The organism is Cedecea sp. Ae19-4 (genome assembly GCF_059801165.1).
Genome location: NZ_JBCHWG010000002.1, coordinates 907,312 through 919,283, shown reverse-complemented (window position 1 = coordinate 919,283; position 11,972 = coordinate 907,312). Strand labels below are relative to the sequence as shown.

Sequence of the window (11,972 nt, the reverse complement as noted above, 5' to 3'; positions counted from 1 at the left end):
GTCATGACTCCTGCTGATTTACGTCGCCGCGCGGTGAAAGCCGCTCTCGGCGAAACGCCTTTCGACCTGCTGCTCATCAATGGCCAGATCGTGGATATGGCCACCGGTGAAATCCGTGAGGCGGATGTCGGTATCGTCGGTACGCTCATCGCCAGCGTACATCCACGCGGCAGCCGCGAAGATGCCGCCCAGACTCACGATCTCGCCGGAAACTATCTCAGCCCAGGGCTGATGGATACCCACGTCCACGTTGAAAGCTCCCACCTGCCGCCCGCGCGCTATGCGGAAATTGTCGTCGCCCAGGGCACCACAACGATTTTTTGGGATCCGCACGAGCTGGCGAACGTGCTCGGTATTGAGGGCGTGCGTTACGCCGTTGACGCCAGCCGCAACCTGCCGCTGCGCGTGATCTGCGCGGCCCCGTCCAGCGTGCCTTCAACGCCGGGCCTGGAAATGTCCGGCGCTGATTTTGCCGGGAAAGAGATGGAAACACTGCTTTCATGGCCGGAAGTGGCGGGCGTAGCCGAAGTGATGGATATGCACGGCGTGCTGAACGGCAGCGAAAGAATGCTGGGGATTCTTAACGCTGGCCTGGAAAGCGGCAAACTGATTGAAGGACACGCCCGCGGCCTGAATGGCGCGGGATTACAGGCCTACCTTGCCGCTGGCGTGACGTCAGATCATGAACTGACTTCCGCCGCCGACGCGCTGGAAAAACTGCGTGCCGGGCTGACCCTGGAGATTCGCGGGTCACATCCGTATTTGCTGCCAGAGATCGTCGCCGCGCTGAACGGCCTGCCGCATCTGTCATCGCAGGTCACCGTCTGCACCGACGACGTGCCGCCGGACATGCTGCTGGCGAAAGGCGGTATCGTTGCCCTGCTGAACTTGCTCATCGAGCACGGCATGAAAGCCGAAGATGCTTTGCGCCTGGCCACGCTGAACGCCTCGCTGCGCCTGCAACGCCCGGATCTCGGCCTGATTGCCGCGGGCCGCACTGCCGACCTGGTGGTCTTCGATACGCTGGAAAAACTGAGCGCTCAAACCGTTTATGTCGCCGGGAAACTCATCGCGGAACAGGGAAAAATGTTGGAGCCCGTCGCGGCACCGTCCATCGTTCCCCCGCGAGACACCGTCCGACTTCAGTCGCTCAGCCCGAACGATTTTGTTCTCAAGGTGCCAGTGAATAATGGGCGCGCGCGCCTGCGCCACATCAAGGGTGCTCGCTTCACCCAGTGGAGCGAAGTCGAGGTGGAAGTCCGGCACGGCGAAGTTCAGGTCCCGGACGGCTTCAGCCTGATTTGGGTTCAGCATCGCCACGGTCGCCATGAGGCAAAACCACAGCTGGCGCTGCTCGAAGGCTGGGGTGAGCTGCGCGGCGCGATTGCCACTACCTATTCACACGACTCGCACAACCTCGTTGTCCTCGGCAGAGATCCGCAGGACATGGCGCTCGCCGCCAACGCGCTGATCGCCTGTGGAGGCGGGATGGCGCTGAGCCAGAACGGACAGATGCTGGCGAAGGTGGAAATGCCGATTGCCGGGATGCTCTCCGACCTGCCCGCCGCCGACCTGGCGCAGCAGTTTGCTCAACTCCGTGAATTGAGCAATAAAGTCGCCGACTGGGAGCCACCGTACCGAGTTTTCAAGGCCATCGAAGGCACCTGCCTGGCCTGTAACGCCGGGCCACATTTGACCGACCTGGGATTGACGGACGGCAGTACTCGCCAGATCGTCGACCCGCTTATTGAATGCCACGAACACCCGGCAGACGCACACACAACACATTAATCCGGAGAGCCAAGTAATGGCCGAAAATTCAGTGTCTCAGGCCGCCAGCGAAAGCTGGCTGGAGCGGCGATTCCAGCTTCGCAGCCGCCAAAGCAAAGTGAAAACCGAATGCCTCGCGGGCATCACTGGCTTTCTCGCCGCCGCCTATTTGCTGGTTGTTATCCCTGGCCTGCTGGCCGTGGGCGGGATGGATAAAGGTGCGGCAACCACCGGGACGATCGTTGTTTTTGTCCTCGGCACGCTGCTGATGGCGTTTTACGGCAACCTGCCGTTTATTGTCGGGCCGGGCATCGGCGGTTCGGTGCTGGTCGGCGTGACGCTTGCCGGGAGCGAGCATATTGGCTGGCAGATTGGCCTCGGCATCGCCTGCTGGTCAGGCATTCTGTTCTTCGCGCTTACCCGCCTTGGCCTGCGTGAAGTGGTCACGCGCTCGGTACCGCAGTCGATCAAGCTTGGGCTGACGGCCTCCATCGGCCTGTTTGTTGCGGTGCTGGGCTTCCGCAACGCCGGGCTGGTGCTCGCCAACGCCAAAACCAACGCGCTGGCGCTCGGTGACTTCACTTCTGCTGGCGCTGTCGTGGCGTTGTGCGGCCTGTTCCTGGCGATTGCGCTTCAGGCTCGCCGCGTGCCGGGAGCCATTTTATGGGCGATTCTGTTTGCCACTCTGGTCGGTATTCCTCTGGGCGTCACTCACCTGCCGCAGAGCTTTATCGCCATGCCGCACTCGCTGACGCCGGTGCTGGGGCACGTGGATATGCTCGGCGCGCTGAATATCGCCTTCCTGCCGTTCCTGTTTGTCTTCTTTGCCTCAGAGTTTTTCTCCACCATGGGCACGACGCTGGCGGTGGGTGGCGAAGCTGGCCTGCTGGACGAACATGGCAACATGCCGCACATCAACCGCCCGTTTATGGTGGATTCTATTGCCGCCGCGCTAGGCCCGTGGGTCGGCATTCCGGCGGCTACCGCGCTGATTGAGTCTTCAGCGGCGGCAGAAGCGGGCGGTAAAACCGGCCTCACCGCGCTGGCGGCAGCGGTAATGTTCCTGCTGATGCTGCTGTTTACCCCGGTGGCATTGATGATCCCGAAAGAGGCAACCGCGCCCGCGCTGATCCTTATCGGCCTGAACATGTTCAGCGGCCTGCGCAAAGTGGATCTGGGCAACTTCACCGAAGGTCTGCCGGTGCTGATGATGGTGATGATCACGCTTATCGCCAACAGCTTCGGGACCGGGATCGCTGGCGGCCTGCTGTTCTATATCATCATTAAGGTGATTGCCGGTAAATGGCGTGAAATCCCGGTGGGGCTTTACCTGCTGGCCATTCCGCTGGCGTACTACTTCGCCACGTTGGTGAAGCACTAGAAACAGAAAAGCCTCTCAAACGAGAGGCTTTTTTCTTAACGGCCAATTTAGCCGTTATTTTGAATCTTCTTGATGATATTGGTGGTGGAGCAGCCATCTTCGAAGTTCAGTACCATCACTTCCCCGCCGTTGGCCCAAACCTCTTTGCTCCCGGCAATCTGTTCTGGTTTGTAGTCGCCGCCCTTCACTAAACGATCCGGCAGGACTTCACCAATCAGGCGCTGAGGCGTGTCTTCTTCAAACAGTACCACCCAGTCCACCGCTTCCAGCGCAGCCAGCACAATCATGCGCTGATCCTGCGGGTTAACCGGCCGGGTTTCCCCTTTCAGGCGTTTGGTTGACGCGTCGCTGTTAACCGCGACAATCAGGCGGTCACCCAGCTTGCGCGCGTTGGCCAGATAGGAAACATGGCCCGCATGCAGAATATCGAACACGCCGTTGGTCATCACCACGCGCTCACCGCGCTTGCGGGCAGCGGCAACCGCAACTTTCAGCTCTGCTTCGGTCATCACGCCAAAACCCGTTTCCGCGCGACCGCGCACCGCGTTTTCCAGCTCGACCGGAGAAACGGTTGATGTCCCCAGCTTGCCAACCACCACGCCAGCTGCGGCATTCGCGAAGTAACAGGCTTCTTCCAGCGAGTTCCCCGCCGCAAGCGTTGCCGCCAGCACGCCGATCACCGTGTCACCGGCCCCGGTCACGTCATAGACTTCCTGTGCCTGAGTCGGCAGATGGAAAGGCTCAATGCCCGGCTGCAGAAGCGTCATGCCTTGTTCTGAACGCGTCACCAGCAGCGCCGACAGTTCATAATCGGCAATAAGCTTCATGCCACGTTCCACCAGCTCGGCTTCGGTTTTGCACTTGCCGACCACGGCTTCAAATTCTGAAAGGTTCGGAGTCAGCAGCGTTGCGCCACGGTAGCGCTCAAAGTCAGTCCCTTTCGGGTCGATTAGCACCGGGACTTTGGCAACACGTGCCAGGCGAATCATCTGCTGCACGGTCGCAAGGGCGCCTTTTGCGTAATCGGAAAGCACCAGCGCGCCAATCTGCGGCAGCGCCTGGCTGATACGCTCGTGCAGCGGCTCAGGATCGACGCCCTCAAACCCTTCTTCGAAGTCGAGGCGAATCAGTTGCTGGTTGCGGGACAGCACGCGCAGCTTGGTAATCGTCGGGTGAGTCGGAACAGAAACGAAGTCACACTTCACGTTGACCCCGGCCAGGCTCTGGCTGAGCGCGCGCGCCGCATCGTCAATGCCGGTCAGGCCAACCAGGCGAGAATTCGCGCCCAGCGAAGCAATGTTCATCGCCACGTTAGCCGCGCCACCAGGGCGTTCTTCGATGGTATCGACTTTCACCACCGGCACCGGGGCTTCCGGCGAAATACGGCTGGTTGGGCCGTACCAGTAGCGATCCAGCATCACATCACCAACCACCATGACGCCTGCACGGCTGTATTCGGGCAGCGTTACTTTCATTCCTGACTCTCCAGCGAGGGATAAAATTTTGCGCGGGATGATAACATAATTACTCTCCCGCGTGCGTTTGCGGCTCGCCAAGCCAGGTTTGCCAGCTCCGACGCACCTGCTCACGCTCTTTCACAAAGGCGTCCAGCGCAACGTGGCCCGGCAATTCCTGCAGCGCCAGATGGTGCAATTCATCCCGCAGCGTGACATAGGCATGCGTCAACGCTTTGGCCTCGGCTTCATCCATGATGTCGTTCTGCGCCATCAGTTCCAGGATGCGCACGTTATCGGACCAGCGGGTTAGCTTCGGCGCTTCGCTGGCATAGCGCAGCACCAGATATTGCGTAATAAATTCGATGTCGGTGATCCCACCCTCATCGGCTTTAATATCAAAGCGATCGCGGTGCTTATTGCCCAAATGCGCGCGCATTTTTTCACGCATCTCGCGCACTTCTACCTGCAGGGCTTCCCCTTCACGCGGCGTGCACAGGATCTCGCGGCGGATGGCGTCAAACTGGCGGTTAAGCGCCGGATCGCCGTACACCACACGGGCGCGAACCAGCGCCTGATGTTCCCAGGTCCAGGCTTCATTCTTCTGATAATCAGCAAACGATTCTGCGGTGGTGACCAGCATACCTGCCGCACCGGACGGCCTGAGGCGAGCGTCAACTTCGTACAAAATCCCGGTCGAGGTACGCGTGCTAAACAGATGCATGATGCGCTGCGCCAGGCGCAGATAGAACTGACGGCCATCGATTTCACGCTCGCCGTCCGTCATCACTTCCATCGGGCAATCATGCAGGAAAACCAGATCCAGATCGGAACTGTAGCCCAGCTCCCAGCCACCGAGTTTGCCATAGCCCAGCACGGCAAAGCCGCGCCCTTCTCTGTCCTGCAAATGACGAGGCTGGCCGTAGCGCGCCACCATTTGCGCCCAGGCACGCTGCACCACCGCATCGAGAATCGCTTCCGCAAGCCAGGTCAGATGGTCGCTGACCTTCATCACCGGCAAGGTGCCAGCGATATCGGCCGCCGCCACGCGCAGCATCTGCGCCTGCTTGAACTGACGCAACGCTTCCAGCTGCTGCTCTTCGTCTTCGTCCGGCACGCGCAGCAGATATTGACGCAGTTCGTCGCGATAGGCGTCCATTGCCGTGGGCTGATACAGCGTATTAGGGTCGAGCAGTTCATCCAGCAGCAGCGGATAGCTGGCAAGCTGCGCGGCAATCATCGGCGAGGCCGCACAGAGCGTAATCAGGTGTTTAAGCGCGCCGGGGAATTCACTTAACAGTTCCAGATAGGTTGTGCGGGTGAGGATCCCAAACAGCAGCGGCGTCAGACGGGAAAACGTCAGCGGCGCGTCGGCCCGGGAACAGACTTCACTCAGCAGGTGCGGCAGAAGTTGATCCAGCACCTGGCGGCCACGTGGGCCAATGGTGCGCTTGTCGATCTCCTGCCGGAAATGGCTAACTTGCTTCAGTAACTCTGCCCGCGCCTCAGCGCTCAAATGACTCAGCACCGCCGTGTTTTCATCGGCGTCCAGGGCGTCGATCCACAGCTCGCGCCAGCCTTCAGCAACTTTATCTTCACCGGCTTCCGGCTCATCGTCGCCAATCAGATCGTTAAAGACCTGACGCACGTCGTTCATATGCAGCTGCAGCGTTTGCTGCAGGGATTCCCAGTCAGTCGCCTGCATCGCCCAGGCCAGCCGGGCACGGTTTAGATCGTCACCGGGCAAGGTCTGCGTCTGTTCGTCGTTGATGCTTTGCAGTAAGTTTTCCAGCCGACGCAGGTAGAGGTAAGCCGCACGCAGTTTCTGGGCATCTTCTTCCGGCAGCAGATGAAGCTGTTGAATGGCTTCCAGGGTAGGCAGCAGCGAACGGGACTGCAGAGAAGGCTCCCGACCACCGCGGATGAGCTGGAAGACCTGCACGATAAACTCGGTTTCGCGAATGCCGCCGGCGCCGAGCTTAATATTGTCCGTTAGCCCACGGCGGCGGACTTCGCGGGCAATCATGCCCTTCATGTTTCGCAGGGACTGAATCACGCTGAAGTCGATGTAGCGGCGGAACACAAATGGCCGCAGCATGTTGCGTAGCTCCTGGCTCCAGACATCGTCGTTGTCGCCCATAATCCGCGCTTTTACCATCGCGTAGCGTTCCCAGTCGCGCCCCTGCTCCTGGTAATAATCTTCCAGCGCGGCAAAGCTCAGTACCAGCGGACCGCTGTCGCCAAACGGACGCAAACGCATATCCACGCGGTACACAAAGCCGTCCTGCGTTGGCTGGTCGAGGACTTTAATCAGGCGCTGCCCCATGCGGGTGAAGAACTGGGCGTTATCCAGTTCACGGCGCCCGCCCTGGGTGGAGCCGTTTTCCGGCCAGGCAAAAATCAGGTCGATATCGGAAGAGAAATTCAGTTCGCCTCCGCCCAGCTTGCCCATGCCAAGGATCAGCAGCGGCTGCGGCTCACCGGCGGCGTTGCAAGGCGTGCCCCATTCGCGGCAGCAGGCGGCATAAAGCCAGTCACGGGCGGCAACAATTAGCGTTTCCGCCAGCACGCTCAGCTGCTGCAGCGTGCTTTGCGTATCCACCTGCTCCAGCGCCTGCGCCCAGGCGATACGCACCATGATACGGCGACGGAAAAACCGCAGCGCTTTCATCAATGCCGCTTCGTCGTGCACATCCTGCAGATCCTGCTGCAGCCAGGCGGCATAATGTTGCCATTCGTCAGCCGTAGGGGCGTCCTGCTGCAGGGTTTGCAGCCAGGCGGGATACGCCACCACGCTGTCACCAACAAAATCACTTATCGCCAGCACCGCGCGAGCTTCTTCGCTCAGTGTCAGGGAGTCAATCTCTTGCGGCAGGCGCGGCAAAAACGCCTGCAGGTGCTGCTGTAACAAAGGGGTCAGCGCCATCATGGTGGGTATCCGTTACCAGTCTATTATTTCCCGCTGTGCAGCCAGAAAGGCGCCTGCGAGATCGCTTCGTTTCGGTAATGCTCAATTTCTATGCGCTGGCGGGTAACAATGGCGTGACGCAACCCCTGCCAGTTTTCCAGCCACGGCTGGGTTTGCGCATCGCTGTACACCCCGGCCAGCAGGCGGATAGCATCCGTCTCACGCGCCAGACGCGGTAACTGGTCTGCGTATGCATCCCCCAGCGGGCGCTGGAACGTCTCTTTTAACTCAGCCGCATGGCGGGAAAGATGCGTATCCGCGAAACGTTTAAAGGAACTATCCAGCTTCGCGCGGCCTTTCTCATCAATGAACGGCTGCCACTGGCGCTCCACCAGCCAGCGGGTCAGCGCCAGCTTAGCGCTGCTCGCCTGCGCGCTATAGACAATCACTTCAGCTTTTTCGTCACCGGCAAAGCGTGCTTCGAGCGCAATCAGTTGCTCACGTAAGTGGGTGCTCGCTTTTCTTGGAATGATGCCGCCAAAAAGCGCGAGGGCATGGCGCACCAGGCCCACGGCGTCAATCACCTGCTGCTTAGCCGCTTTCACGCCGCTAAGCCATAATTCTTCATGGTACAGCCAGTGGGCGAGCGCCAGCTCCAGAGCACCTTCCAGCCCCTGCTCAACGTTGGCTTTAGCCGGCGGATACAGTACGCCCAGCGGTTTCACTTCGCGCACCGCATTGCCCTGGGCCAGGTGATAGCCCCGTGCCGCCTTGCTCAGGCTGCCCTGACGCAGGCCAGATTCGGTGACCAGACTTTCCGCCAGGGCCAGTAAATCCGCCGTCTCACCGCTCAGCAGCTCAAGTTCAAGCTCGCAGATGGGCGTCTGGTGCTCACCGGCTTTCACTTCACCCAGATCCAACGCCAGTTCAATGCGGCTTTCACCGTGAGTAACTACCCACTTTTCGCGCGCAAAATCCGTACTGAACAGCGGCTTCACGTCGGCCTGTAAAGTCGCCACGTCCAGCCCTTCCGGCCAAACTTCTGCTGGCAGCAAAGCAAGATCCAGCTCGGGCTTGCTTAGCGCCACGTTGTATTCAGGACGCTGATGCAGCCCGCCGGTCACTCGCCCGGCGATTTTCATCGTCATTTCGTATTGCCCGGCATCGCCGCGAATACGCAGCCCCATGTCGTGGCGGCGCAGCAGGTTATCCGCCGTTTCATAATAAATATTGAGCAACTGACGCGGGTCGCTGTGCTCGCCCGGCAGGGCATTTAATTTGTCGCGCAGCGCGTCAAGCGCTGCAGGATTAACGATGAATTTAAGTTCGATTTCCTGGGCCATGTCTTCTTTACTTATGTTTACGTCACGCTAGGCGATCGCCCGGCGAACTAAATAGCGTCGATTAGGTCTGTAATAGTACGACAAAATACCCTGTCGGGTAGCGAATTTGCGGTAGGGCGGGAACGCCGGGTGGTCAAATTGACATCAGGATGATTCTCATTCAGGTTTACGGATTGCGCCGTCAGACTGTTGCCACTACTATCGTTCCACACTTTATGAAAATAACGACGAAATAATGCAGAAATTACGCCTGATTTGCCTCACTTTGCTCTCCCTTAGCGTTTCCGTCGTGGCTCATGCCGAAGAAAAACGTTATGTCTCTGATGAATTAAACACCTGGGTCCGCAGCGGCCCGGGCGATAACTACCGCCTGGTTGGCACCGTCAACGCAGGGGAACAAGTCACGCTGCTGCAAAGCAACGAAGAAACCAAATACGGCCAGGTACGTGACAGCAACGGGCGTACCTCCTGGATCCCCCTCGCGCAGCTAAGCACCACCCCAAGCCTGCGTACCCGCGTTCCCGATCTGGAAAACCAGGTCAAAACGCTGACAGACAAGCTGAACAACATCGACACGACCTGGAACCAGCGTACCGCTGAAATGCAACAGAAAGTGGCCCAGAGCGACACCGTGATTAATGGCCTGAAGGACGAGAATCAGCAGCTCAAAAACCAGCTTATCGTCGCCAAGAAAAAGGTGGATGCCGCCAACGTCCAGCTTGACGACAAACAGCGTGCCATCATCATGCAATGGTTTATGTACGGCGGCGGCGTGGCAGGGTTTGGCCTGCTGATTGGCCTGCTGCTTCCGCACATGATCCCAAGCCGCAAGAAGAAAGACCGCTGGATGAACTAACGACGGCACATTAGCCGTTGATTCCCCCTCGCATCTACACTTACCATTCGTGGTTCAATAACGGTGCCTGGGGTGTAAAGCGTGAAGATTTATCTTGTCGGTGGTGCGGTTCGTGACGGGTTATTAAAACTGCCGGTTAAGGATAAAGACTGGGTTGTGGTTGGGGCGACGCCTCAGCAAATGCTGGACGAAGGCTACGAGCAGGTCGGAAAAGACTTCCCGGTGTTTCTGCATCCTCAATCCCACGAAGAGTATGCGCTGGCCCGTACCGAAAGGAAATCGGGCCAGGGTTATACCGGCTTTACCTGCTATTCGGCCCCGGACGTCACGCTTGAACAGGATCTCCTGCGTCGCGACCTGACGATCAACGCTATTGCCCAGGATGAGAATGGCGAGCTTATCGACCCGTATAACGGCCTTGCCGATATCGAGCGTCGCCTGCTTCGCCATGTTTCACCGGCGTTCAATGAAGACCCGCTGCGCGTGCTGCGCGTGGCGCGTTTTGCTGCACGTTATGCCCATCTTAATTTCCAGATAGCGCCAGAAACACTCGCCCTGATGCGCTCCATGACGGACAACGGCGAAATTGCGCATCTCACCGCCGAACGCGTGTGGAAAGAGACGGAAAATGCGCTGACCAGCCGCAATCCGCAGGTCTTTTTTGCCGTACTACGTGAATGCGGCGCCCTGAAAGTTCTGTTCCCGGAAATCGACGCGCTTTACGGTGTCCCCGCGCCGGCCAAATGGCATCCGGAGATCGACACCGGTATTCATACGCTGATGACGCTGTCAATTGCCGCGCAGCTTAGTTCGGCGGTAGATGTGCGTTTCGCCACGCTGTGTCACGATCTCGGAAAAGGGCTGACGCCAAAGGAAAAATGGCCCAGCCACCACGGCCACGGCCCGGCGGGCGTTAAGCTTGTGGAGCAACTTTGTGCTCGCCTGCGCGTACCAAACGAGATTCGTGATCTGGCTAAACTGGTCGCAGAATTCCACGACCTGATCCATACCTTCCCGATTTTGCAGCCCAAAACGGTGATCAAGCTGTTCGACGCCATTGACGCCTGGCGCAAGCCGCAGCGCGTGGAGCAAATCGCCTTAACCAGCGAAGCAGATGCTCGCGGGCGCACCGGCTTTGAGGCCAGCGATTATCCGCAGGGCAGAATGCTACGCGCGGCCTGGATTGCCGCGCAGAGCGTAACCAATAAAGAAGTGATAGAAGCAGGCTTCAGCGGCCCGGCGATCCGTGAAGAATTAACGAAGCGGAGAATTAAGGCCGTTGCGGCCTGGAAGGAAGCGAATTGCCCCCAGCCGCAAGGCTGAGGGCCGCTGCCACTAGGTGAAGATAAAGAACACCACGGCGGCAACAATAAAACGGTAAATCGCAAACGGAATAAACGAAATACGCTTGATGAGTTGCAGGAAGGTTTTGATGGCGACCAGCGCCACGATAAACGCCGTGACAAAGCCCACGGCAAACATCGGCAGATCACCCATCGTCAGGAAGCCGATGCTCTTGTAGAGATCAAGCGCCGTCGCCCCCATCATCATTGGCACCGCCAGCAGGAATGAGAACTCAGAAGCCGCATAGCGACTAACGCCCATCAGCATCCCACCGGAAATCGTTGCCCCGGAACGAGAGAACCCCGGCCAAAGCGCCAGACACTGGAAGCAGCCAATCATAAACGCCTGACGATAGGTGATGTCGTCCACGCCTACGGCACGCGGTACCTTTGGCTTAAAGCACTCGGCGACAATCAGCAGCACGCCGCCAACCACCAGGGCATACATCACGTTGACCGGGTTAAACAGCGATTTAATGGCATCGTGCAGGACAAGGCCGAGCACTACCGCCGGGATCATAGCAAGCAAAATATGAATCAGAGAAAGACGGCCGGTACCTACCCCTTCATGCTCAGGAGGACGACCAAAGTGGATACCAATCAAACCAAACAGACGACGCCAGAACATCACCACCACGGCGAGAATAGAACCCAGTTGAATAACCACTTCAAAGGTTTCCGCCGTTTGCCCCTCGAAGCCTAAAAGATGCCCTACGATGATCATGTGCCCGGTAGACGATACCGGTAAAAACTCCGTTAAACCTTCCACAACGCCAAGAATGGCGGCTATCGCCAACGTTGGTAAATCGCTCATCACTTACCCCTCATCCCGAAAACGAACACAAAAAAACGGCACACGTTTGACGCCTGCCGCAAAAAGATACATCGTTAAGACCAGCCTTTCGCCGTTTGGTTTA

General features: G+C 58.6%; 8 protein-coding genes. 4 read left to right on the top strand and 4 right to left on the bottom strand.

The genetic code is table 11. The features are described from left to right. The first annotated feature begins 3 nt into the window (after window positions 1–3). Together AAIE02_RS17135 and AAIE02_RS17130 are read left to right on the top strand one after the other, a co-directional pair. The gene (locus AAIE02_RS17135) at window positions 4–1,791 is read left to right on the top strand and encodes an adenine deaminase (RefSeq protein WP_498532937.1); all 1,788 of its coding nucleotides are present in this window, start codon (window positions 4–6) and stop codon (window positions 1,789–1,791) included. A 16-nt stretch (window positions 1,792–1,807) separates the two neighbouring features. After that, window positions 1,808–3,151 carry an NCS2 family permease gene (locus AAIE02_RS17130; protein ID WP_008460050.1) on the top strand — a complete coding sequence of 448 codons (1,344 nt, stop codon included), beginning with the start codon at window positions 1,808–1,810 and terminating at the stop codon, window positions 3,149–3,151. Between the two features lie 47 nt (window positions 3,152–3,198). Here AAIE02_RS17130 and hldE read toward each other — a convergent pair whose 3' ends face one another. From hldE to AAIE02_RS17115, 3 genes are read right to left on the bottom strand one after another with little or no spacing between them, the layout of a single operon-like run. Next, window positions 3,199–4,626, bottom strand: a complete 1,428-nt coding sequence (hldE, locus tag AAIE02_RS17125; protein WP_166876997.1) for a bifunctional D-glycero-beta-D-manno-heptose-7-phosphate kinase/D-glycero-beta-D-manno-heptose 1-phosphate adenylyltransferase HldE — start codon at window positions 4,624–4,626, stop codon at window positions 3,199–3,201. A 49-nt stretch (window positions 4,627–4,675) separates the two neighbouring features. Next, window positions 4,676–7,534 carry a bifunctional [glutamate--ammonia ligase]-adenylyl-L-tyrosine phosphorylase/[glutamate--ammonia-ligase] adenylyltransferase gene (glnE, locus tag AAIE02_RS17120; protein ID WP_498532936.1) on the bottom strand — a complete coding sequence of 953 codons (2,859 nt, stop codon included), beginning with the start codon at window positions 7,532–7,534 and terminating at the stop codon, window positions 4,676–4,678. Between the two features lie 23 nt (window positions 7,535–7,557). Continuing rightward, window positions 7,558–8,856, bottom strand: coding sequence for a CYTH domain-containing protein (locus AAIE02_RS17115; protein ID WP_498532935.1), 1,299 nt, complete (start codon window positions 8,854–8,856; stop codon window positions 7,558–7,560). A 235-nt stretch (window positions 8,857–9,091) separates the two neighbouring features. Here AAIE02_RS17115 and AAIE02_RS17110 point away from each other — a divergent pair, with 235 nt between their 5' ends. Together AAIE02_RS17110 and AAIE02_RS17105 are read left to right on the top strand one after the other, a co-directional pair. Then, window positions 9,092–9,712, top strand: coding sequence for a TIGR04211 family SH3 domain-containing protein (locus AAIE02_RS17110; protein WP_008460042.1), 621 nt, complete (start codon window positions 9,092–9,094; stop codon window positions 9,710–9,712). Window positions 9,713–9,793: 81 nt separating this feature from the next. Continuing rightward, window positions 9,794–11,035: a multifunctional CCA addition/repair protein gene (locus AAIE02_RS17105; RefSeq protein ID WP_498532934.1), complete on the top strand. Its 1,242-nt coding sequence runs from the start codon at window positions 9,794–9,796 to the stop codon at window positions 11,033–11,035. Window positions 11,036–11,047: 12 nt separating this feature from the next. Here the strand turns inward: AAIE02_RS17105 and bacA are convergent, their stop codons facing one another. Continuing rightward, window positions 11,048–11,869 carry an undecaprenyl-diphosphate phosphatase gene (gene bacA, locus AAIE02_RS17100; protein ID WP_008460040.1) on the bottom strand — a complete coding sequence of 274 codons (822 nt, stop codon included), beginning with the start codon at window positions 11,867–11,869 and terminating at the stop codon, window positions 11,048–11,050. Window positions 11,870–11,972 lie beyond the last annotated feature (103 nt).